Annotated in this window: 23 protein-coding genes, 1 tRNA gene and 1 pseudogene; 14 read left to right on the forward strand and 11 right to left on the reverse strand. The window is 66.9% G+C overall.

Annotated elements, in window-relative coordinates; translation table 11 throughout:
• From cysE to THPRO_RS01685, 9 genes are all read right to left on the reverse strand, one after another.
• Positions 1–777: a serine O-acetyltransferase gene (gene cysE, locus THPRO_RS01645; RefSeq protein WP_082954361.1), complete on the reverse strand. Its 777-nt coding sequence runs from the start codon at positions 775–777 to the stop codon at positions 1–3.
• A gap of 9 nt (positions 778–786) precedes the next feature.
• Positions 787–1935, reverse strand: coding sequence for a homocitrate synthase (nifV, locus tag THPRO_RS01650; RefSeq protein ID WP_038093393.1), 1149 nt, complete (start codon positions 1933–1935; stop codon positions 787–789).
• 153 nt (positions 1936–2088) lie between these two features.
• The gene (gene modC / locus THPRO_RS01655) at positions 2089–3162 is read right to left on the reverse strand and encodes a molybdenum ABC transporter ATP-binding protein (RefSeq protein WP_038093396.1); all 1074 of its coding nucleotides are present in this window, start codon (positions 3160–3162) and stop codon (positions 2089–2091) included.
• Complete coding sequence (modB, locus tag THPRO_RS01660; RefSeq protein WP_038093399.1) at positions 3159–3827, reverse strand: molybdate ABC transporter permease subunit; 669 nt, start codon at positions 3825–3827, stop codon at positions 3159–3161. The genes modC and modB overlap by 4 nt, the downstream gene beginning before the upstream one ends.
• Positions 3828–3852: 25 nt before the next feature.
• A complete protein-coding gene (modA, locus tag THPRO_RS01665) occupies positions 3853–4629 on the reverse strand; it encodes a molybdate ABC transporter substrate-binding protein (RefSeq protein ID WP_052064683.1) in 777 nt (258 codons plus the stop codon).
• A 24-nt stretch (positions 4630–4653) separates the two neighbouring features.
• Positions 4654–5457, reverse strand: a complete 804-nt coding sequence (locus THPRO_RS01670) for a TOBE domain-containing protein (RefSeq protein ID WP_038093402.1) — start codon at positions 5455–5457, stop codon at positions 4654–4656.
• A gap of 83 nt (positions 5458–5540) precedes the next feature.
• A complete protein-coding gene (gene nifS, locus THPRO_RS01675; RefSeq protein ID WP_038093404.1) occupies positions 5541–6749 on the reverse strand; it encodes a cysteine desulfurase NifS in 1209 nt (402 codons plus the stop codon).
• 2 nt (positions 6750–6751) lie between these two features.
• A complete protein-coding gene (gene nifU, locus THPRO_RS01680; protein ID WP_065089115.1) occupies positions 6752–7639 on the reverse strand; it encodes a Fe-S cluster assembly protein NifU in 888 nt (295 codons plus the stop codon).
• 19 nt (positions 7640–7658) lie between these two features.
• The gene (locus tag THPRO_RS01685) at positions 7659–7982 is read right to left on the reverse strand and encodes a HesB/IscA family protein (RefSeq protein ID WP_065089116.1); all 324 of its coding nucleotides are present in this window, start codon (positions 7980–7982) and stop codon (positions 7659–7661) included.
• 308 nt (positions 7983–8290) lie between these two features.
• Between THPRO_RS01685 and THPRO_RS01690 the strand changes: the two genes are divergently transcribed.
• The 11 genes from THPRO_RS01690 (at position 8291) to THPRO_RS01735 (ending at position 18356) form a co-directional block, all read left to right on the forward strand.
• Positions 8291–9133 carry an electron transfer flavoprotein subunit beta/FixA family protein gene (locus THPRO_RS01690; protein ID WP_038093460.1) on the forward strand — a complete coding sequence of 281 codons (843 nt, stop codon included), beginning with the start codon at positions 8291–8293 and terminating at the stop codon, positions 9131–9133.
• Positions 9134–9166: 33 nt separating this feature from the next.
• Positions 9167–10255 carry an electron transfer flavoprotein subunit alpha/FixB family protein gene (locus THPRO_RS01695; RefSeq protein WP_038093407.1) on the forward strand — a complete coding sequence of 363 codons (1089 nt, stop codon included), beginning with the start codon at positions 9167–9169 and terminating at the stop codon, positions 10253–10255.
• 26 nt (positions 10256–10281) lie between these two features.
• Positions 10282–11583: an FAD-dependent monooxygenase gene (locus THPRO_RS01700; RefSeq protein WP_065089117.1), complete on the forward strand. Its 1302-nt coding sequence runs from the start codon at positions 10282–10284 to the stop codon at positions 11581–11583.
• Positions 11580–11888 (forward strand): ferredoxin family protein, encoded by a 309-nt coding sequence (locus THPRO_RS01705; RefSeq protein WP_038093409.1) that lies wholly within the window; start codon positions 11580–11582, stop codon positions 11886–11888. Before THPRO_RS01700 ends, THPRO_RS01705 begins: the two co-directional genes overlap by 4 nt.
• 31 nt (positions 11889–11919) lie before the next feature.
• Entirely contained in the window at positions 11920–13536 is a 1617-nt protein-coding gene (gene nifL, locus THPRO_RS01710) for a nitrogen fixation negative regulator NifL (RefSeq protein ID WP_052064684.1), read from the forward strand.
• Positions 13533–15074, forward strand: coding sequence for a nif-specific transcriptional activator NifA (nifA, locus tag THPRO_RS01715; protein ID WP_052064685.1), 1542 nt, complete (start codon positions 13533–13535; stop codon positions 15072–15074). The genes nifL and nifA overlap by 4 nt, the downstream gene beginning before the upstream one ends.
• 252 nt (positions 15075–15326) lie before the next feature.
• Entirely contained in the window at positions 15327–16811 is a 1485-nt protein-coding gene (gene nifB / locus THPRO_RS01720) for a nitrogenase cofactor biosynthesis protein NifB (protein WP_038093415.1), read from the forward strand.
• Between the two features lie 16 nt (positions 16812–16827).
• Entirely contained in the window at positions 16828–17106 is a 279-nt protein-coding gene (locus tag THPRO_RS01725; protein WP_038093418.1) for a 4Fe-4S dicluster domain-containing protein, read from the forward strand.
• Positions 17107–17126: 20 nt separating this feature from the next.
• The gene (locus tag THPRO_RS16545) at positions 17127–17351 is read left to right on the forward strand and encodes a hypothetical protein (RefSeq protein ID WP_145930659.1); all 225 of its coding nucleotides are present in this window, start codon (positions 17127–17129) and stop codon (positions 17349–17351) included.
• Between the two features lie 19 nt (positions 17352–17370).
• The gene (locus THPRO_RS16550) at positions 17371–17751 is read left to right on the forward strand and encodes a hypothetical protein (protein ID WP_038093420.1); all 381 of its coding nucleotides are present in this window, start codon (positions 17371–17373) and stop codon (positions 17749–17751) included.
• The gene (locus tag THPRO_RS01735; protein WP_082954363.1) at positions 17748–18356 is read left to right on the forward strand and encodes a nitrogen fixation protein NifQ; all 609 of its coding nucleotides are present in this window, start codon (positions 17748–17750) and stop codon (positions 18354–18356) included. The genes THPRO_RS16550 and THPRO_RS01735 overlap by 4 nt, the downstream gene beginning before the upstream one ends.
• 102 nt (positions 18357–18458) lie before the next feature.
• Here THPRO_RS01735 and THPRO_RS01740 read toward each other — a convergent pair whose 3' ends face one another.
• Positions 18459–19319 carry an SIR2 family protein gene (locus THPRO_RS01740; protein ID WP_038093423.1) on the reverse strand — a complete coding sequence of 287 codons (861 nt, stop codon included), beginning with the start codon at positions 19317–19319 and terminating at the stop codon, positions 18459–18461.
• Positions 19320–19678: 359 nt separating this feature from the next.
• Between THPRO_RS01740 and THPRO_RS16150 the strand changes: the two are divergent.
• Positions 19679–20452 (forward strand): annotated as a pseudogene (locus THPRO_RS16150) (IS3 family transposase).
• Between the two features lie 132 nt (positions 20453–20584).
• On the opposite strand, the gene THPRO_RS01755 reads toward THPRO_RS16150, so the two are convergent.
• Positions 20585–20671, reverse strand: a tRNA-Leu gene (locus THPRO_RS01755).
• 73 nt (positions 20672–20744) lie between these two features.
• Between THPRO_RS01755 and queA the strand changes: the two genes are divergently transcribed.
• Positions 20745–21776, forward strand: coding sequence for a tRNA preQ1(34) S-adenosylmethionine ribosyltransferase-isomerase QueA (gene queA / locus THPRO_RS01760; RefSeq protein WP_065089119.1), 1032 nt, complete (start codon positions 20745–20747; stop codon positions 21774–21776).
• Positions 21773–22888, forward strand: coding sequence for a tRNA guanosine(34) transglycosylase Tgt (gene tgt, locus THPRO_RS01765; protein WP_038093428.1), 1116 nt, complete (start codon positions 21773–21775; stop codon positions 22886–22888). The genes queA and tgt overlap by 4 nt, the downstream gene beginning before the upstream one ends.
• Positions 22889–22901 lie beyond the last annotated feature (13 nt).

Raw genomic sequence — 22901 nt, forward strand, 5'->3', positions numbered from 1 at the left:
TCAGCTCGCCTTGCGGGTGGGCGTACGCGCCGTGGCGTGGTCTTCGCACAGGGTCTCGGCTTCGCATTCGGTGCAGTCCGTCTCGGGGGCGGCCTCGTGCACGGCGAGGCGGTTTTCCAGGGTGTCGATGCGCGCCATCAGGCAGGCGATCGCCTTGCCGACCGGATCGGGCACGAGATGATGGTTGAGATCGATGCCGTGTGCCTCCGCGGGCCGCGGGCCGGTCTGCACGATGCGCCCGGGGATCCCGATCACCGTGCGCTGGCTGGGCACGTCCTCGATGACCACGGAGTTGGCGCCGACGCGTACCCCGTCGCCCAGCGTGATCGGGCCGAGTATCTTGGCGCCGGCACCGACCAGCACGCCGTTGCCCAGGGTCGGGTGGCGCTTGCCGGCGTTCCAGGTGGTGCCGCCCAGGGTGACCCCGTGGTAGAGGGTCACGTCGTCGCCGAGTTCGGCGGTTTCGCCGATCACCACGCAGGCGCCATGGTCGATGAACAGGCGGCGGCCGATGCGTGCGCCGGGATGAATGTCGACATTGCTCCACAGCCGTGAGGCGAAGGCGAGCAGACGGGCCGGATACCGCCAGCCGGAGGTCCACAGGCGGTGCGCCAGGCGGTGCACGACCAGCGCATGCACGCCGGGATACGTGGTGAGGACCTCCAGGCGGCTGCGTGCCGCCGGGTCGCGCTCGAACACGCAGGCGATGTCCTCGCGCCATTGCGCGAACAGCGTCGGACGGACAGGGTTCATGCGCGGCTGCAGATGCAGGGTCATGCGGTCCTCCTAGTGCGTGCCGGGTGTGGGCAGAGGCGCCAGTGCGCCGTAGAAGCCGAGCAGTTCCTCGGGCAGCGGGGCCCGCTTGGCGCGGGTGGCAAAGCCGCGCAGCTGCTCCAGCAGTGCCTCGGCCTGGTCGCGGGTGAGGGTGATGCCGAGTGCCGCGTAGGCGTGGGTCAGGGCATGCACGCCGGAGTGCTTGCCGAGCACGAAGCGGTGGCTGCGGCCCAGCTCGCCGGGATCGATACCCTGGTAGTTGTGCGGGTCCTTGAGCAGGCCGTCGACATGGATGCCGGCCTCGTGGTCGAACACGCCTTCGCCGACCAGGCTCTTGTGCCAGGAGACCGGGCGGCCGGAGGCCTGCGCCACGAGCTGCGAGACCCCGGTAAAGCGCTGCAGGTCGATGCCCGTCTCCATCGCGTAGAGATGGCGCAGACCGGCCACCACCTCTTCCAGCGCGGCATTGCCGGCGCGTTCGCCAAGGCCATTGACCGTGGTGTTGAGGTGGGTGGCCCCGGCGCGCGCGGCGGCCAGCGTATTGGCCGTGGCGAGTCCGAGGTCGTCGTGGGCGTGCATCTCGATGTCGAGGTCGCAGCGGGCACGCAGGCGGGAGATGCGCTCGTAGACGCCGAAGGGGTCGAGTATGCCGACCGTGTCGGCGAAGCGCATGCGCCGCGCGCCGGCGAGCTGGGCGGCCTCGGCGACGCGATCGAGGAAATCGGGGTCGGCGCGTGAGGCGTCCTCGGCGCCGACGCAGACATCAAGCCCGAGATCCAGCGCCGCGGCGACGTGGCGCCCGATGCAGGCGAGCACCCAGTTGCGGTCGCGGCCCAGCTTGTGCCGGATCTGCTGGTCGGAAACCGGTATCGACAGATCGACCATGTGCGCGCCGAGATCCGCACACAGGGCGAGATCGTCGGTGCGCATGCGGCTCCACAGTACCAGCCGCGCCGGGAGTGCGAGCTGTGCGATGGCGCGGACCGATTCGCGTTCGGCGGCACCCATCGCCGGAATGCCGACTTCAAGCTCGGGGACGCCGAGCTCGACCAGCGCGCGTGCAATCTCGATCTTCTCGTCGAGCGAGAAGGCCACGCCTGCCGACTGTTCGCCGTCGCGCAGGGTCGTGTCGTCGATCACCGGGCTTCGTTGGGCTTGCATGGCGTTCTCTCCAAGGCCTGTACAGGCAGGAAAGCAAACCGCGTGCCCAATTAAAAATATTTAATTTACAAATGCTTAATGTTTTTCTTATGGAGTGGAAAACGTCGATGCCCCGAACTTTGTCGGAACTGCGACAAACGCATCGCGCGCCGCTCAGTCGAGCAGGGCGACCGCCTTGACCTGGGCATGGACGCGCTGGCCCTCGTGCAGGCCCAGGTGTTCGCGCGAGTGTCGGGTGATGCCGGCGAGCAGCGCGGTACTGCCGAGGTCGAGGCGGACGCTCAGGGTAGGTCCATCCCCGGCGATCTCGGCGATGCGGGCGGGGAACACGTTGAGGATGCTGGTCTCGCCGCTGTGGTCGTGCAGGGCGATGCTGACGTCGCTGGCGTGGATGCGCAGCCGGATCGGTGCGCCGGGCCTGGTGTTGTCGAGTGCGATCCGGAATGTACCGTCTGCAAACCGGATCGTGGCGAGATGGGTGCGTTCGTCGAAGGCTTCGAGCGTGCCGTCGATGATGACGCCGGCGTCGCCTGGCTGACCGCCCAGCGGCAGCCGGCCGGCGGCGAGCAGCTCGGTGAGCGGGCCGCGCTCGACGATGCGACCGTCGCGCATCAGCGCGACGCGGTCGGCGAGCCGTACGACCTCGTCGGGCGCGTGGCTGACGTAGATCACCGGGATGTCGAGCTCGCGGTGGAGGCGTTCCAGGTAGGGCAGGATGGCGGCCTTGGAGGTCACGTCCAGGGCCGACAGCGGCTCGTCCATCAGCAGCAGCCGCGGACTGGTGAGCAGGGTGCGGGCGATGGCCACGCGCTGGCGCTCGCCACCGGACAGGTGGGCCACACCGCGCTTGAGCAGGGCGTCGATGCCAAGCAGGGCGATGGCCTGCTCCCAGACCACGCGCCGGCGTGCCGCCGGGGTACGGCGCAGGCCGAATTCGAGGTTGCGTCGCACCGTCATGTGGGCGAACAGCTCGGGCTGCTGGAACACGAATCCCAGCGGCCGGCGGTGGGTGGGCAGGAACACGCTGCGCGCGTCGTCCTGCCAGGTCTCGCCATCGAGCTGCACGCGTCCCTGCGCGCGCGCGAGCCCGGCGAGGCAGCGCAGGGTGGTGCTCTTGCCGCAGCCCGAGCGGCCGAACAGGGCCGTGACGCCGGGTGCGGCGTCGAGTTCGAGGTCGAGACCGAAGCCGTCCCGCTGCAGGCGCAGCGCGCAGGAAAGCCCCTTCACGGACGCAGCCCCGCCTGCCGCGGCGCGATCAAGCGCAGCAGCAGGAGTACCAGCAGCGAGAACACCAGCATGCCTCCGGACAGTAGATTGGCCTCGTGGTACTGCAGGTTTTCGACGTAATCGTAGATCGCGAGCGAAAGCACCTTGGTCTGGCCGGGGATGTTGCCGCCGATCATCAGCACCACGCCGAACTCGCCGACCGTGTGCGCGAAGCCCAGCGTGGCGCCGGTGAGGATACCGGGCCGAGCCAGCGGCAGGGCGACGGTGAAAAAGCGATCCAGCGGTGCCGCACGCAGGGTCGCTGCGGCCTCCAGCGGCTGTCGCCCGATCGCCTCGAAGGCCGCCTGTACCGGTTGCACCACGAAGGGCAGCGAGTAGATCACCGACCCGACCACCAGGCCCGGAAAGGTGAAGGCGAGCGTGCCGAAGCCGGCGGCGTCGGTGAGCAGGCCGAGCGGGCCGTGCGGTCCCAGCGCGACCAGCAGATAGAAGCCCAGCACGGTCGGCGGCAACACCAGGGGCAGCGCCACCACCGAGCCGACCAGCGCGCCCACCCAGCCGCTGCGGTGCGCCAGCCACCAGGCGAGGGGGATGCCGACGAGCATCAGGATCGCGGTGGTGACGCCCGCGAGTTCGAGCGTCAGCCAGACCGGTTCGAGGTCCATGGCGTGTCTCCGGTGTCCAACGAACTCAGCGGGCGATCTCGTAGCCGTAGCGGCGAATGATCTTTTCCACCTTGGGGCTCTTCAGATAGGCGTAGAAGGCCTTGGCCGTAGGGTCGTTCGCCGCGCGTTTGAGCAGCACCACCTGCTGTTCGATGGGCTTGTAGAAGGATTGCGGCACCAGCCACTGCGAGCCCTTGCGCGCGGGGGGCAGCAGGGCGATCTGCGAGAGTGCGACGAAACCGAGCTGGGCGTTGCCGCTGGCCACGTACTGATAGGCCTGGGTCAGACTCTGGCCGCGTACGATGCGCGGCTGCAGGCTATGCCACAGGCCCATGTGTTCGAGCACCTGCTGTGCCGCGGCGCCGTAGGGGGCCGCCTTCGGCTCGGCGATGGAAAGTCGCGCGAACTGGCCGGCGCGCAGCACCTTACCGCCGTCGCCGAAACGCCCGGCGTGAGGGCTCCACAGCACCAGGCGACCGATCGCGTAGGTGCGCCGGCTCGACGGCACCGCGAGTCCCTGCTCGGCGAGCAGTCGCGGGCGGCGGCTGTCGGCGGACAGGAACAGCGCGAAGGGCGCGCCGTTGCGGATCTGCGCATAGAGCATGCCGGTGGCGCCGAAGCTCGGCAGTACGGTCTTGCCGGTCTGCTGCTTGAAGTCGGCCGCTATCAACTTGATCGGCGCAGTGAAATTGGCCGCGACCGCAATATGCAGCGGCGCGTCGGCGAGGGCGGCCGGTGTGGCGAGGCCGAGCAGGGTGCCCAGCAGGCAGGCTTGCGAGATAAAGCGTCGGGTGCGGTTCATGGCGATTCCTTGGGTGAGTGGGGGTCAGCGGGCGACGGCCAGCAGCACGCTGGCCGCGTCGAAGGTGGCGCAGGCGGTGGCGCCGGGGGCGAGGTCGAGGCGCGCGAATGCCTCGGCGTCGATCACGGAGACCACGGTCTTGCCCCCGGTCAGGGCGATGGCGATCTCGGCCTCGTCGGTGCCGGCGTGCAGCCGCGTGACGGTGCCGCACAGCCTGTTGTGTGAATCTGCGGCAAGCGTCGCGTGGGCATTTTCGATCCCCACCGCCGGCGCCTTCACCAGTGCGAAGGCCTCGCTGCCGAGGTCGAGACCGAGCGCCTCCAGGCTGGGATGGGTGATGCTCGCGGCGATGCGGTCCGTGCCGCCGATGTCGAGGACGACCTCGACGTTGACCGGGCCGGCGGCGAGGTCGACGACGCGACCGAGAAACTGGTTGCGGGCGCTGGTGAGCAGATTCAGGCGGCGGATCCACGGCAGGTGCTCGCCGAAGGCCTCGCCGGCCGCTTCCACGCGCGCGAGCATGCGCAGGTATTCGTCCTCCAGCACCTCGAACACGGCGATCTGACGCTGCCCGTAGTCGGTCAGTCGGCTGCCGCCGCCATGCCGGCCGCCGGTGCCGCTGACCACCAGCGGGCGCTCGGCGAGGTTGTTCATCGCGTCCACCGCGTCCCAGGCGGCCTTGTAACTCATGCCGATGGCCCGCGCGGCGGCACTGATCGATCCGGTCTCGGCGATGGCGCGCAGCAGGGCGATGCGTCGAGCGCCGAGAAAATCGTGCCCGTCGCGCTCGACCGACAGCCGGCCGCCCAGGCGTCCGTCGGGGCTCATGGCCGTCTCCGCTTCGATGTATAGGCATGCATATAACGCTCCGCAAAAAAGAGGCGGACCGGATCGGGTCCGCCTCGGTCGGGTCAGGCGTAGGTCGGGGCGAAGGCCTCTTCGGGGTTGGTCACCGGACCGTCCTCGCCCCAGTAGGGCGACAGCTTGCGCAGCTGGGCGACGATCGGCGGCACGGCCTCGATCACGCGCTCGATCTCCTCGGGCGTGTTGTAGCGCGACAGCGAGAAACGCACGGTGCCGTGGGCGGCGGTGTAGGGGATGCCCATGGCGCGCATCACGTGCGAGGGTTCCAGCGAGCCGGAGGTGCAGGCCGAGCCGCTGGAAGCGGCGATGCCGGACTTGTTCAGCAGCAGCAGGATCGCCTCGCCCTCGATGTACTCGAAGGAGATGCTGGCGGTGTTCGGCAGCCGGTTGTCGAGGTCGCCGTTGACGAAGGCATGCGGCAACTGCGCCTGAATGCCTTCCTCCAGGCGGTCGCGCATCGCCCTCACGCGCGTGTTCTCGTCCGCGATGTGCGCCTGAGCCAGCTCGGCGGCCTTGCCGAGGCCGACGATGGAGGCCGTGTTCTCGGTGCCGGCCCGACGCCCACGCTCCTGATGACCTCCGCGCAGCAGCGGGCGGAAGCGGGTGCCGCGGCGCAGGTAGAGCACGCCGATGCCCTTGGGCGCATGCAGCTTGTGCCCGGAGAGCGACAGCATGTCGATACGGGTCTCGCTCAGCTTGACCGGCAGCTTGCCCACCGCCTGCACCGCGTCGGTATGGAACATGACGCCGGCTTCAAAGGCCATCTCGGCCATCTCCACCACCGGGAACACGGTGCCGCTCTCGTTGTTGGCCCACATCACCGAAACCACGGCGACCTGGTCGGAGAGCAGCCTGCGGTACTCATCGAGATCGAGTCGGCCGCGGTTGTCGACGGCGAGACGGTGGACCGTATAGCCCTCCTTCTCGAGCTGGTCGCAGAGCGTCAGCACCGCCGGATGCTCGACCACGGTGGTGATGATCTCGCGCCGTTCGGGCTGGGCACGCAGGGCCGACAGGATTGCGGTGCTGTCGGACTCGGTGCCGCAGGAGGTGAAGATGATCTCCGAATCGTGCTCGGCGCCGAGCAGGGATTGCACCTGCGCCCGCGCCTGCTTGACCGCGCGACCGACGCGGTCGCCGAAGCTGTGCATCGAGGAGGGGTTGCCGAACTGCTCGGTGAAGAAGGGCAGCATCGCCTCGACGACTTCCGGATCCACGCGCGTGGTGGCGTTGTTGTCGAGATAGATCGGCTCCATGATCAGGCCCCCGCCGCGCTGTGCGCGGCCTGTGCGGGCACCACGCGAACGAATTCGCCCAGGGCCTCGATCAGGCGCTGCTGCACGCCGCCGAGCGTGGCGCCGGCGAGCTGGCAGCCGGTGCAGGCGCCGGTCAGGCGCACGGTGATCGTCTTGCCCTCGACGTCCATCAGCTCGATGTCGCCATGGTCGGCCTGCAGCTGCGGGCGCAGTTCGGCGATGGTCTTCTCGATCAGACGGATACGCTCCAGGTTGCTCAGGCCGTTGCGCTTCGCGGGCGCCGCGGGCGCCGCCTTGCCGGCGGCCTGGAACACCTCGCCGCGCTCGGCCATCACCGTGGACAGGATGTCCTCGATCTTCTCGTGGCAGGAGGCGCAGCTGCCGCCAGCCTTGGTGTAGTTGGTGACCTCGGCGACGCTGGAGAGTCTGTTCTCGCGCACCACGTTCTCGATCATCACCGCGTCGACGGCGAAACACTTGCACACCAGGTCGCCTTCCTCATGGTCGTCGACCCAGGCCTCGCCGCGGTAGTTGGCGACGGCGGCGGCCAGCGCCTCACGGCCCATCACCGAGCAGTGCATCTTCTCGGGCGGCAGGCCTTCGAGGAAGTCGGCGATGTCCTGGTTGGTGACCTTGAGCGCCTCGTCCAGGGTCATCCCGCGGATGATCTCGGTGAGCGCCGAGCTCGAGGCGATCGCCGAGCCGCAGCCGAAGGTCTGGAAACCGGCTTCGAGAATGCGCTCGTCGGCCGGGTCGACCTTGAGACTCAGGCGCAGGGCGTCGCCGCAGGAGATCGAGCCGACCTCGCCGACCGCGTTGGCTTCGGCCACGGCGCCGGCGTTGCGCGGGTTGTAGAAGTGATCCTTGACCTTTTCGGTGTAGTCCCACATGGCGGTATCTCCGGGCGATTCAGGCTGAAAAGGACGAGCCGCAGGCGCAGCTGGCGGTCGCATTGGGGTTCTCGAACTTGAAGCCGGAGCCCTCGATGCTGTCGACGAAATCGACGGTGACGCCGGAGAGCAGCGGCGCGCTGGTCGGGTCGACGAAGACGGATACGCCGCCGCAGTCGAGGACGACATCGTCCTGGCCGGCGGCGGATTCGAGCTTCATGCCGTATTGGTAGCCGGAGCAGCCTCCGCCGTTGATGGTGACGCGCAGCCCGGCGACGGGTTCGCCGCTGGACGCGATGAAGCGCTCTAGCGCGCGGATGGCGGGTTCGGTCAGGGTCAGCATGGCGTTTACCTCGGCGGAATTGGGGGAATGAGCCTCTCGCCAGGGGTTTCAGCAATTGATGTGCCAAGACCCGGATGGCGCCGTTTGGGGCGCCGGGCGGTATTCCGCATGTGGCAAATCCGACCACGAGGCTGCGCCGGTCGGAATTTTTGTCGGGTTTGCTACAAAGGCGAGGGCGTCGGTTGCGCCGCGATGCGCGTCCGCCGTGGCCCTGCGGCGAAACGGCACTGGTGGTATGGGTTTTGCTCGGAATACCCGCGAAGGTTCGGCGGCGGCACCGCGGCCGAACCGAGACACAGGAGTTCCCCATGCATATCGTCGTTTGTATCAAGCAGGTCCCGGACAGCGCGCAGATCCGTATCCATCCGGTGACCAACACCATCATGCGCCAGGGCGTGCCCGCGATCGTCAATCCCTACGACCTGTTCGCCTTGGAAGAGGCGCTGCGCGTGCGCGACCGCCTCGGCGGCCGGGTCACGGTGCTCACCATGGGCCCGCCCACGGCGGAGGCCGCGCTGCGCAAGGCGCTGTCCATTGGCGCCGATGACGCGGTGCTGCTGACCGACCGCATGTTCGCCGGTTCGGACACGCTGGCCACCTCGTTCGCGCTGTCCACCGCGATCCGCAAGCTCAACGACGAGCTGCCGGTGGATATCGTGATCACCGGCAAGCAGACCATCGACGGCGATACCGCCCAGGTCGGCCCGGGCATCGCCATCCGCCTCGGCTTCAACCTGCTGACCTACGTGTCGCAGATCGAGGACATTGATCTAGAGGCCCGCCGCATCCGGGTGCACCGGCGCGCGGAGGGCGGGGTGCAGGTGATCGACACGCCGATGCCCTGCCTGATCACCCTGCTCGAAGGCGTCAACACCCTGCGCCACGGCAGCCTGCCGGACATGTTCCGCGCGGCGCGCGCCGAGGTGCGGCGCTGGAGCCGCGAGGACGCCGGTATCGAAGACCCGTCGCGCATCGGTCTCAAGGGCTCGCCCACCGTGGTGACGCGGGTGTTCGCACCCAAGCCCAGCGCCGACCCGGCCGAGCAGCTGGCGGTCGAGGGGCGCGGTGCGGGCGAGATCGCCGTCGACATGGTCGAGCGGCTGTTCGCGGAACACGCCGAGGTCGAGCGCCTGATCCATGGGCACGCCTAACCGAATGAACGCGTACGCAGACGAGGCCACGCGATGAACGACAAGACGGAAGATTCGAAACCCAAGGGGCGGCGCTTCAAGCTGGACCCGAGCCTGGAGGTCTACAAGGGCATCTGGGTGTTCGTGGAACAGGAGCGGGGTCAGGCGCACCCGGTGTCCTGGGAACTGCTCGGCGAGGGCCGCAAGCTGGCCGACCGCCTGGAGGTGCCTCTGGGCGCGGTGGTCGTCGGCGCCGACGAGGCGCTGCTCGAACCGATCTGCAGCGATGCCATCGGCTACGGCGCGGACCTCGTCTACCTGAGCACCGGCGAGGTGCTGACCGACTACCGCAACGAGATCTATACCCAGGCGCTCACCGCGCTGGTCAACGAGCACAAGCCGGAGATCCTGCTGCTCGGCGCGACCACCCTGGGGCGCGACCTTGCCGGCAGCGTGGCCACCACCCTCGGCACCGGCCTGACCGCGGACTGCACCGAACTCGACATCGACCCGGACAACCGCAGCCTGATGGCGACGCGGCCGACTTTCGGCGGCAGTCTGCTGTGCACCATCCAGACCCTCAACTACCGGCCGCAGATGGCGACCGTGCGCCCGCGCGTGATGGCCATGCCCGAGGCGCAGCCCGAACGCAGCGGCGAGATCGTGCGCAGCCGCTTCGCCCTGGACGAGGCCTCGGTGCTGTCCAAGGTGCTCGACTTCATCCCCGACGAGGCGCGCGAGGGCGCGCAGCTGCCCTATGCCGAGATCATCGTCGCCGGCGGCCTGGGGATGGGCAAGCCTGAGAACTTCCAGCTGCTGTTCGATCTTGCCGCGGTACTCGGCGCCGAGGTCGGCGCGACGCGGCCGGTGGTACAGGCCGGCTGGGTCGAGGCGGACCGGCAGGTCGGGCAGACCGGCAAGACCGTGCGTCCGCGCCTGTATATCGCCGCCGGCATCTCGGGGGCGATCCAGCACCGTGTCGGCATGGAGGGTACGGACGTGATCATCGCGATCAACACCGATCCCAAGGCCCCGATCTTCGATTTTGCGACCTACGGCATCGTCGCGGATGCGGTGCAGCTGATCCCCGCCCTGACCGAGGCGTTTCGCCAGCGGCTGGCGGTGGCGCGCGCCGCGAGTTGAGTGAATCAAACACCGAGGGTTATCTCATGAGCGAACATTTCGATGCCATCGTGGTGGGTGCCGGGCCGGCGGGCAACGCCGCCGCCTACACCCTCGCCAAGGGCGGTCTCAACGTGCTGCAGATCGAGCGGGGCGAGACCCCCGGTTCGAAGAACGTGCAGGGTGCGATCCTGTACTCGGACGCGCTCGAGCGCATCATCCCCGACTTCCGCGAGGACGCGCCGCTGGAACGGCCGGTGCTCGAACAGCGCCTGTGGGTGCTGGACGAGGCGTCCTATATCGGCAGCACGTTCCGCTCCGAGGAATTCAAGAGCGGCCCGCCCAACCGCTACACCATCATCCGCGCCGAGTTCGACCGCTGGTTTTCCGAGAAGGTGCGCGAGGCCGGCGCGCTGGTGATCTGCGAGACCACGGTCACCGGCCTGCTGCGCGACGATGCCGGCAAGGTGATCGGCGTGCAGACCGATCGCATGGGCGGTGACGTCCATGCCGACGTGGTGGTGCTGGCCGACGGGGTGAATTCCCTGGTCGCCAAGCGCGCCGGCTTCCACGGCGAGCTGCAGCCCAAGGACGTGGCGCTCGCGGTCAAGGAAGTGCTGTTCCTGGCGCCCGACGTCATCGAGCAGCGCTTCAACATCGGCGAGGACGAGGGCGTGGTGATCGAGATGATGGGCAAGATCACCCAGGGCATGATCGGCACCGGCTTTCTCTACACCAACCGCGAATCGCTGACCATCGGCGTGGGCTGCATGCTGTCGAGCTTCCGCGAGGGCGGCATCCCGCCCTATCGGCTGCTCGAGGACATGAAGAACCACCCGGCGATCCGCCCGCTGCTGCGCGGCGCCGAGGGCAAGGAATACGCCGCCCACCTGATCCCCGAGGGCGGCTACAAGGCCGTGCCGCAGCTTTACGGCGAGGGTTGGGTGATGGTCGGCGATGCCGGCGGGCTGGTGAACGCGGTGCACCGCGAGGGCTCGAACCTGGCGATGACCAGCGGTCGCCTGGCGGCGGAGACGATCATCGAACTCAAGGCGCATCGGCGGGTGATGGATGCGCGCAACCTGGGCGAGTACAAGCGCCGCCTCGACGCCAGCTTCGTGATGTCCGACCTGAAGAAGTACAAGCACGTCCCCGACGTGCTGCACGCCAGTCCGCAGCTGTTCACCACCTATCCGGAACTGATGAGCCGCGCGGCCAAGCACATGCTGCATGTCGACGGAGACGACAAGAAATCCAAGCAGCGCCGTATCTCGCAGGAATTCCGCGAGGGGCGAGGCATGCTGGGCATGTTGAGCGACGCCTACAAAATGTGGAGAGCGCTACGATGAGCACGAATACCGCAACCCCGGTCAAGATCGAGGAAAAACTGTTCCAGAACCGTTACCGCGTCGACGAGGGGCATCCGCACATTTCCCTGCGCGACGCCAGCGTGTGCCGCGACGCCTGCAAGGACAAGGTTTGCACCTTCTGTTGTCCGGCCGGCTGCTACGCCCCGGACGCCAGCGGCGGGGTCACCCTGAGCGTGGACGGCTGCCTGGAATGCGGCACCTGCCGGATCATTTGCGCGGAACACCAGAACGTGGAATGGTGGTATCCGCGCGGAGGGTATGGGATTTTGTTCAAGTTCGGCTGAGCGCGTCCCGTCCGAGCCGAGAGGAGATGGCATGATCAAGGATAGCGGTGGACGACAGGCGTCACGGATAGACGAAGCACGCGCGGGCGGCGACGCGCCGGCGCTGGACACGGCCACGTCGCCCGATCGGGCGGTGACCTCCCTGTTGCCGAGTCTGTTCATGGCGGCGGTCGAGCAGGCGCCGGTCGCCATCTCGATCACGGACAGCCGCGCAAATATTCTTTACGCCAACGCGGCGTTTACCCGGGTCACAGGCTACCCGCGCGCCGAGATCATCGGCCGCAACGAGTCGGTGCTCTCGCACAAGGTCACGCCGCGCGCGTTGTACGAAGACCTCTGGCGACATCTCACCGAGCGGCGTCCCTGGACCGGGACGTTGCTCAACCGCGGACGCGACGGCGAGCCCTATCTTGCCGAGGTCACCATCGCGCCGGTGGCCGACGCCGAGGGGCAGGCGACGCACTTCATCGGCATGCACCGCGACATCACCGAGGTCCATCGCCTGGAACGCGAGCTGCGCGACCATATGGCGCTGGTCGAGTCGGTATTCACCCTGGCGCCGGTGGCGATCGTGTTGATCGGGCCGGACGGGGCGCGCATTCGCGAAAATGCCGCCTACCTGCGCCTGCGCGGCGAGCTGGGCTGCGATCCGGCGGAACACGCATTCGGTGCGTTGGGGTTGAGTCTCGCTGCCTGGGAGCAGGCGGGCGGACTGGCGCAATTCAAGGACCGCGAGGTCGGCGTCGGCGGCGCCGGCGAGCGTCCGGCCCGTTGGCTGAGCTGTTCGACCACGCGTGTCGACGGTGTCGAAAGCCGTCCGGATGCCTTCTTCGAGCCCGAAGCCAAGGGTTACCTGCTGCTCGCGCTCAGCGACGTCAGCGTGCAGCGACGGCGTCGCGAGGAGTTGCGCATCAGCGCTCTGCGCGCCCAACTCACGGAACACGAGTTGACCGAAGGCGTGCGCGAAACCGTGGACGGCGCCGTGTTTCAGCTCGACAGCCTGGTCGGGCGGATCGGCGCCGTGCAGGCGTTGATCGAATGCCGTGAGCAGCCGGGCGACGCGGGCATCCTGGAGGCCCTGTCGCTGGCGCGTGAGGCCGGCGAGGCCGCCAAGCTGCGGCTTTCAGGCGCGCTGCCGCCCGCGCGCCGCCCGCGGCGTTCGATGGTCAATCTCAACGAAATGCTGCGTGACGTGCTGGCCATCGCCACGCCGCGCATGCTGGCGGCAGGCGTGATGGTGGACTGGCGTCCGGAGCGCACGCTGCCGCCTTACTGGGGCGATCCCGTGGCCTTGCAGGATCTGTTTCGGCAGCTGATCGAGAACGCGCTGGATGCGCTCGACGAGGTGCCTGCCAGCGCACGCATGCTGACGGTGCGCAGCCAGCTGGGCAACGGCGAGATCGAAATCGCGATCGAGGACAGCGGGCAGGGCATCGCCCGCGAGTATCAGCTCAAGATCTTCGAACCTTTCTATACCACCCGTGCCGAACAGGGCCGCGCGGGGATGGGACTCGCGATCGTGCAGAACGTCATCAACGCGCACGATGCCCTGATCTGGCTCGACGCCGAACATAGCCCTGGCGCGAGCTTCCATGTCGTGTTTCCGTTGTCGACACGGACCCAGCGACGGGCCGCGGGAGAGGCATGAGCTCGGTTGCCGCCATGACGGATGCGACCGAGCTGCTGCTGCAGAGCCAGCTGCGCACGCTTTATCAGGTGGGGCTCGTGCTCAGCCGGGCCGAGTCCCTGCAGCCGACGCTCAAATCCCTGCTCGGCATTCTCCACGAACAGGCCGATCTGCGGCATGGCATGGTGGCGCTGCGCGAGCCGGACGGCACGGCGCTGTCCGTGTATGCCCTGCACGCGGAATGCGCCGACCGCGAAGCGGTGCGCTACCGCAGCGGCGAGGGCGTGATCGGCTGGGTGCTGGCGCACCGCGAGCCCGTCGAGGTCGCGCGTCTCGGCGACGAGCCGCGGTTTCTCGACCGCATGGGCGTGTACGATCGCGAACGACCGTTCCTGGCGGTGCCGATCGACATCGGCGGCAACGTGTCGGGCGTGCTCGCGGCACAGCCATCGTCCGCGCGGGCGCTGTCGTCGCAGCGTCAGTTTCTGGCCATGATCGCCGATCTCGTCGGTAGCAGCGTGGCGCGTTCGCTGGAGGTCGAACGCGGCCGTCGCGCCCTGCAGGAGGAGCGCGATTCGCTGCGCCGCCAGCTGCGCGGCGAATACGGTTTCGACACCCTGGTCGGCCATGCGCCGGCGATGCGCCGCGTATTCGAGCAGGTGCGCCAGGTTTCCAAGTGGAACACCACCGTGCTGGTGCGCGGCGAGTCCGGCACCGGCAAGGAGCTTGTCGCCAACGCCGTGCACTACAACTCGCCGCGCGCGAGCGCGCCGTTCATCAAGCTCAACTGCGCGGCCCTGCCAGACAATCTGCTCGAATCCGAGCTGTTCGGTCACGAGAAGGGCGCCTTCACCGGGGCGGTGGCCAGCCGGCGCGGGCGCTTCGAGCAGGCCGCCGGCGGCACCATCTTCCTGGACGAGATCGGCGAAATCACCCCGGCCTTCCAGGCCAAGCTGCTGCGCGTGCTGCAGGAGGGCGAATTCGAGCGCCTGGGCGGCACGCGCACGCTGCGCGTGGACGTGCGCGTGATCGCGGCCACCAACCGCAACCTCGAGGACGCCGTGGTCAGGGGCGAATTCCGCGAGGATCTCTACTATCGGCTAAACGTCATGCCCATTTATCTGCCGCCGCTGCGCGAGCGCGTCGGCGACCTGCCGGAGCTGGCGCAGTTCCTGCTCGACAAGATCGCAGACCGGCAGGGGCGGGCGCTGTCGCTGACGGCCGGCGCGATGCGTGCCCTCGCCAGTCACGACTGGCCGGGCAACGTGCGCGAGCTGGAAAACTGCCTCGAACGCGCCGCCGTGATGAGCGAGGACGGCAACATCGACAGCGATGTCGTCACGCCTTCAGGCCTGCCGCCGCGCGCCGCGGCGGACGAGCCGCAGGTGACGCAGCCCGCCAGTCTCAACGATCCCGATCTCAGCGAGCGTGAGCGCGTGGTCGCCGCGCTGGAGCAGGCCGGCTGGGTGCAGGCCAAGGCCGCTCGGCTGCTCGGCATGACACCGCGGCAGATCGCCTACCGCATCCAGACCCTCAAGATCCGCGTCCGCCAGATCTGAATGCCCCATCGTCCCTTTTCCGGGTGGACGCCGCGCGGCGTCCACCCGGCGGTCGCACGTGCATCCCGATGCCGGCGTCGCATATCGCACATGCCACAGTCGATGTCCGGTTATCGACATCTCGGATTTTGTTCGGGTGCCGTGGGTCTCAATAAAAAATCAATAAAAACAAACTGTTGTAATTTTTATCCCGATGGGCACGGAGATTGCCACGTGAAGATTACGAACCCACCCAATCGCGAGGTCATACGGATGGAACTGACAGTGCTTGATTCGGCCGGTGCACAGCCCCAGCAGTCGGGCTGCTCCTCCAGCGGGTGCGGCAGCACCGACGACCAGCTCGCGCACCTGCCCGACGAAATCCGCGACAAGGTCTACAACCACCCCTGTTATTCCGAGCAGGCGCATCACTACTTCGCGCGCATGCACGTGGCCGTGGCGCCGGCGTGCAACATCCAGTGCCACTACTGCAACCGCAAGTACGACTGCAGCAACGAGTCGCGCCCGGGCGTGGTGTCCGAACTGCTGACCCCGGACCAGGCGGTCAAGAAGACCCTGGCGGTGGCCGCCAACATTCCGCAGATGACGGTGCTCGGCATCGCCGGCCCCGGCGATCCGCTGGCCAACCCCGAGCGCACCTTCGCGACCTTCCGCATGCTCAGCGAACAGGCCCCGGACATCAAGCTGTGCGTTTCCACCAACGGCCTGGCGTTGCCCGAGAGCGTGGATGAGCTGGCCAAGCACAACATCGACCACGTGACCATCACGATCAATGCCGTGGACCCAGACGTGGGCGCCAAGATTTATCCCTGGATCTTCTGGGAAAACAAGCGCATCAAGGGCCGCGAGGCTGCGGCGATCCTGATCGAGCAGCAGCAGAAGGGTCTGCAGATGCTCACCGAGCGCGGCATCCTGGTGAAGGTCAACTCGGTGATGATCCCGGGCGTGAACGACGAGCACCTCAAGGAGGTCAGCCGCATCGTCAAGTCCAAGGGCGCCTTCCTGCATAACGTCATGCCGCTGATCAGCGAGGCCGAGCACGGCACCTTCTTCGGTCTGATGGGGCAGCGCGGTCCGGAGCCCGAGGAACTGCAGAACCTGCAGGACGCCTGTGCCGGCGACATGAACATGATGCGCCACTGCCGTCAGTGCCGCGCCGACGCGGTCGGCCTGCTCGGCGAGGATCGCGGCGAGGAGTTCACCCTGGACAAGATCGAAGCCATGGAGATCGACTACGAAGCCGCCATGGTACGACGTGCCGAGGTGCATCGTTCGATCGAGGCCGAGCTCAACCAGCATGCCCAGGCCAAGCCGGCGGCGCCGGCGGACATCGACCCCGATGCGCGTCCGGTGCTGATGGCGATCGCCAGCCAGGGCGGCGGCGTGATCAATCAGCACTTCGGCCACGCGCACGAGTTCCTGATCTACGAGGCCTCGCCGGCCGGCGTGCGCTTCATCAGCCATCGCAAGACCGACAACTACTGCGAGGGTGGCGACACCTGCGGCGACGGCGAGAGTGTGCTGTCGCGGACCATCGCCACGCTGTCGGGCTGCGAGGCCGTGCTCTGCTCGAAGATCGGTTACGAGCCCTGGGACATGCTCGAAGCAGCCGGGATCAAGCCCAACGGCGAGCATGCGATGGAGCGGATCGAGGACGCCGTCGCCGCGGTTTACCGCGAGATGTGGGAGGCCGGTGCGCTGATGACTGCCGCCGACGAATGCCTGGTCGTGGCCTGAAGAGGAGGAACGGACGATGTCATTGAGGATCGTTTCATCCTGCGTCAACTGCTGGGCCTGCCAACCGGTATGCCCCAGCGACGCGATCCTGCAGGCACCCAAGCATTTCGTGATCAACGATCGCAAGTGCACCGAGTGCGAGGGCAGCTACGACGTCCCGCAGTGCGCGAGCATCTGTCCCATCGAAGGGGCGATCACGAATGCCGCCGGCGAGGCGATGAACCCGCCCGGTTCGCTCACCGGCATCCCGCCGGCGATGGTGGCTGCTGCCCAGGCCGAAATCAGGGCGCGCTGAGGCGCGCCGGGAGAAAGCGCATGGACTTCGAATCGAGATTGCAGTTGGAAGCGGCGCCCGCCCCGGGAAACCGGGTCTGGCGCGAGTGGTGGCGGAGCGCCGCCCGTGGCTGGCTGGCGCATCGCGCCTCCAGCCGCCGGGTGGCTACGGCCCGGGTCCGGCTTGGCTTCGAGCGGATCCCGCCGCGGGTCTGGGCGCGTCACGGCGCGTTGCTCACGGCGGGAAAACGTCAACAACGTTGCTGAAGCGCGAAAGGGGGTAGTCATGCATGCGAATTCGGGAGAACCCGCTTGGCGTTTATGCGATGCGGCGCCGAGCGATCGTATCGACGGCTGCGCGGTCGTTGCGGTGGATGAAGGCGCGAGCTTCGCGCTCTACGACTGTGGCCGGCACGAACCGGAGCTGATCGGGCGCATCATCATCCCATTGGACGGCTGCCCGCCCGCTGCGCTGGCCGTCCGCCTGGTCGACTGCGATCTCGTGCTGGTGCGCGAGCCGCATGCGGCTCTTGGCGTGCAGCTTGCGCATTGTGGCGTGGACACACGCCGTCTGGGTGATGCAAGGAAGACCGCGGCCGCAGCCACTGCCTGGCGGGCCTGGCGTCATCGTGCACAAGACGCGGCATCGACCGCGCAGCCGGCATGAGGGCGACCGGCGGCGAGGCGGGTCGAGAGACGCGCCGTCCGGGGCCGACGCGCGAATCCCGTTACGCCTATTGGATGTCGCATGCCAGCGGGCAGGCCAATGACGCACTGCTGGCGAAAATACTCAGCTCCCGAGAGTCTGGCGGTAGCGCATTGCCGCCGAATCTTGGGCTGGAACCAAGTGAATGGCAAGCGATGCTGAGCACACATTTCCCGTCGGCCGTGCCGCTGACGACGCCTGTGCCCCTTGGTGCGGACGAGTTGGCGGATGAGGCCCGCGTCGTCGAACGCGACGACTTGGTGGCCCTGTTGCTAGCCGGCCGCGCGGGACGCTGCGCCAGCGAAGGCTGGCTGGCGATCATCGTGGCCGCCGCCTGCATGGGCGGCGACCACCTGTGGCAGGATCTTGGGCTTTGGTCGCGCGAGGACTTAAGCCGATTGATGAACGGAAATTTCCCCGCGCTCGCGCAGCGGAACGACCGCGACATGAAGTGGAAGCGTTTTCTCTACAGGCAGCTCTGCCAGGCCGAGGGCGTATACGTCTGCCGCTCGCCGTCTTGCGAGGTCTGCGTGGATTACGCGCGCTGCTTCGGCGCCGAGGATTGAACCTCTGCCGCGCAGCTCGTGCGGTGAGGCGCCTGCATCAGCCATAAGTTCGGCTGCCCCGGTCTCCGCTTGAGGGCCGGGGCAGCAGCATCGTGGCCTGCTTCAGGCTTCGCTTGCGGTGTGGGCCGCAAGTGCGGCGAGCAGGTCGTCGGCATCGGCTTCGATGATCTCGATATCCTGGCGTGTGCAGAATCGCACTTCCTTGGTCGTCGGCTCCGGAATCAGTGCCCACCCGGCCGTGCCTTCGTCATGTCCATGCATCAGATCGCTGAGCACCATGCGCTCGGTGTCGCGCGTCAGCCGCATGCCGACAAGCAGATAGCGCAGGCCGCGTCGGCGGGCTTTCAGAAAGCCCGGTATCGCAAACCCACCCATCAACTCGGTGATGTAGTCGACATAGTCGGCATCGGAGGCGATGTAGCTGGGTTCAGGCAGTGGAGATCCCATCGGTTTGAACAATACGGGCAGCGTCGGGTCGGCGGTTTCCGCCGCAATTTCGCTGTAGGCATGACCGCCGTAGTGATACAGCTTGTAGCGGTAATCGGTACCGCCGATTCGCGCCGTGCCCAGGATCAGCAGGTGGGCACGGTCCGCGTAGCGGTCCTGCAGCTGCGTGTCGCGGTTGATATCGATCACGTAAGGCGCCTGCAGATCGGCCAACATTCGGTGCAGCGGCGAACGCGTCCACTGCCGCTCGCCGTAGGTCTCGGTGAGGAAACGATTGACCGCACTGCGCCCGCGCTTGAGTTCGACGTGCATGGCCGCACGCGGAAACTCGTACATTAGTCGCGGCGCCATGGGCTGGCCGCGATTGAGGGCCATGATCAACTCGTCGCTGGTTGCCGGTACCGGCTCGCCGCTGATCTGATCAGTCACGCCGCGCAGCACGCCTGGGCCGAGATAGGGGACGATCTCGCCGTTGCGGATACCTTCGGAAAATTCGTTGAATAGGGTGTCTGACATCGGCTCGCTTCCTGGTCGTGGATTCCATTTGGATGAAAAGCAGGAATCGAGCCATAGTGTGGATGCACACGCGCAGGCTCGCCGCCATGGCTTAATGCGTACACGCTGGCGATTGGGCCGGGTGTCAAAACTGTCGCGATAGTCCCATCGGGTCGGATCTTGTGTGTTTTGCTACAAGTGACCGTGGTTGTCGTCTAAACGCGGTACGACCCGCCATCTGGATGTGTGATCCCGGAATGACATCCCATGCAGGCTGATAGTCTCGATGCCATCTGTCGCCCTGATTTCGAACGTACTGAATCGCCACGGGTTTGCTAGACGCCTTTCAGCCATCGACAATGGCTATCAGAGAGATGCTCATGAGCAGCAAGCGTTATCCCGAAGAGTTCAAACTTGAAGCGGTCCGTCAGGTCACGGATCGCAGCCACAGCGTGGCCGAGGTGGTCGGCGGTTCTGCGTGACGACCCACAGCCTGTATGCCTGGCTGAGGAAGTACGGCCCGCAAGCTCCAGAGCATCAGGCCAAGGCCGACGATCAAGCCGAGATCCGTCGCCTGGAGAAAGAGCTCAAGCGGGTCACCAAGGAGCGCGACATCCTAAAAAAGCCGCGGCGTACTTCGCCAAGCAGTCCGGGTGAGGTACGCCTTCATTGCCGAGCATTCCCAGCGATGGCCGGACAGCTTTGTGCTTGCCTTGAAGTCCACCCCAGCGGGTTCTACGCCTGGCAGCGTGCACCGCGGTCCGCACGCAGTCGCGAAGACGAACGCCTGTGCGGACCGATCAAGCAGTTCTGGCTGGAATCGGGAGCTGCCTACGGGTATCGCAATATCCACAGCGATCTGCGCGAGACGGGCGAGTCGTGCGGTCCCAACCGCGTGCATCGCCTGATGCGGGGTGCTGGGATACGGGTGCAGGTGGGGTACCGCAGGCCACGACACAAGGCCGGCAGCGTGCACAACATTACGCCCAACCACAGTCACGACAAGACCGTCACCGAGAGTTTCTTCCAGTGACTCAAACGCGAACGGATCAAGCGGAACATCTATTACATCCGCAACGATGCCCGAGCCAACATCTTCGATTACATCGAGATGTCCTAATAAGACCCGACGTCGTCACGGTTCTAATGAATAGCTGTCACCAGTAGAGTACGAACAGTGTTACCGGCAACGGCTGGACCGTATCTAGAGGACTGGTGATCACCGCCAGTAGGGTGCCGAAGTCCGCCAGAACAGCGGGTTGCGTAAGTCATTGACTTTTAGTCTGTGGTGCCGGGAGCGAGAATCGAACTCGCACTCCCTTGCGGGAACCAGATTTTGAGTCTGGCGCGTCTACCAGTTCCGCCATCCCGGCACGAGCCGGGCAGTGTACCCGAATTGCATGGACAGGCAAATCGGCGTGACGAGGCGTGATACCATCGCGCGCCATGCAGACCCGTGACTTCCACTATGACTTGCCGGAACGCCTGATCGCGCAGGCGCCGCTTGAGCCGCGTAGCGCCAGCCGCATGCTGGTGCTCGACGCCGTGCATGCGGACGGGCCGATGGATCGCCGAATCGTCGATCTGCCCGATCTGCTGTCGCCAGGCGACCTGCTGGTTTTCAACGACACGCGGGTGATTCCGGCACGTCTTTATGGGCGCAAGGCCACGGGAGGGCGGGTCGAGGTGCTGATCGAGCGCCTCACCGGCGATCACCGCGCGCTGGCGCACATCCGCGCCAGCAAGAGCCCGCCGGCCGGTAGTCTCCTGGAACTGGAGGGCGGTGTCTCGGTCGAGGTATTGGGCCGCGAAGGTGAACTCTTCGTGCTCGAATTCACGGGCGACGAGGGTGTGCTCGCCCAGCTCGAACGCCACGGACACGTGCCGTTGCCGCCGTACATCCAGCGCGGCGATACGGATGAGGACCGGGAGCGCTATCAGACGATCTTCGCCAACCGTGCCGGCGCGGTGGCCGCGCCCACGGCGGGTCTACATTTCGACGAGGCGTTATTGGCGCGAATACGCGCACGCGGCGTGGAGACGGCGCGGGTGACCCTGCATGTCGGCGCCGGCACGTTCCAGCCGGTGCGCGTGGCAGACCCGAGCCAGCACCATATGCATGCCGAATACGCCGAGGTTGACGAGGTCGTCTGCGCTGCAGTGGCGGCCTGCCGGGCACGCGGCGGCCGTGTGGTGGCGGTGGGCACGACCTGCGTGCGCAGCCTGGAAAGCGCAGCGGCATCCGGCGAGCTCAAGCCCTTCGCCGGCGACACGCGGCTCTTCATCACGCCCGGCTACGAGTTCAAGGTCGTGGACGCACTGCTGACCAATTTCCATCTGCCGGAATCGACGCTGCTGATGCTGGTCTGCGCCTTCGCGGGCTACAAACCGGTGATGGCGGCTTACCGCCACGCGGTGGCCGAATCCTACCGTTTCTTCAGCTACGGGGACGCCATGTTCCTGACCAGGGCATCATGAAATTCGATCTTCTGACCCGGGACGGTGCCGCTCGACGCGGACGCCTGACCTTCGAGCGCGGCACGGTGGAGACCCCGGCCTTCATGCCCGTAGGCACCTACGGCACGGTCAAGGGCATGACGCCCGAGGAACTGGAAAGCCTGGGCGCCGAGATCGTGCTCGGCAATACCTTTCATTTGATGCTGCGGCCCGGCACCGAGATCATCGCGCGCCACGGCGACCTGCACGGTTTCATGCACTGGGAACGGCCGATCCTGACCGACTCCGGCGGTTTTCAGGTGTTCAGCCTGGCCAAACTGCGCAAGCTGAGCGAGGAGGGCGTCAGCTTTCGTTCGCCGGTGAACGGGGACAAGGTGATGCTCACCCCGGAGCGTTCGATGGCCGTGCAGCGCGCGCTGGGCTCGGATATCGTCATGGTGTTCGATGAATGCACGCCGTATCCCGCGACCGAGGACGAGGCCGCGGCGTCGATGCGGCTGTCGCTACGCTGGGCAGCACGTTCCCGCGAGGCACATGGCGATAGCTCCTCGGCGCTGTTCGGCATCGTGCAGGGCGGCATGTACGAGGCGCTGCGTCTCGAATCGGCGGCGGGCCTGCGGGCCATCGGCTTCGACGGCTATGCGATCGGCGGGCTGGCGGTGGGCGAGCCGGCGGACGAGCGCCTGCGCACCCTGGAATTCACCCTGCCTGCACTGCCCGCGGACCGGCCCCGCTATCTGATGGGCGTGGGCACGCCGGAGGATATCGTCGAATCGGTGCTGCGCGGGGTGGACATGTTCGACTGCGTGATACCGACGCGCAACGCACGCAACGGCTTTCTGTATACGCGCAGCGGCGTCATGCGTATCCGCAACGCCCGCTATGCCGACGACACGCGTCCGTTGGAGGAGGGCTGCGAATGCTACACCTGTCGGAATTACTCGCGGGCCTACCTGCGTCATCTCGACAAGTGCGGCGAGATCCTCGGCGCGCGCCTCAATACGATCCACAACCTGCATTACTACCAGACGCTGATGCGCGAGCTGCGCGAGGCCATCGCACAGGGGCGGCTGGCCGCCTATGTGGACGAGTTCCGGGCGCTGCGCGCAAAACCCGGCGGCGCTGTGCCATAATACGCCGCCTTTG

It is taken from the genome of Acidihalobacter prosperus (assembly GCF_000754095.2).
In the GTDB taxonomy this organism is placed as follows: Bacteria; Pseudomonadota; Gammaproteobacteria; order DSM-5130; family Acidihalobacteraceae; genus Acidihalobacter; species Acidihalobacter prosperus.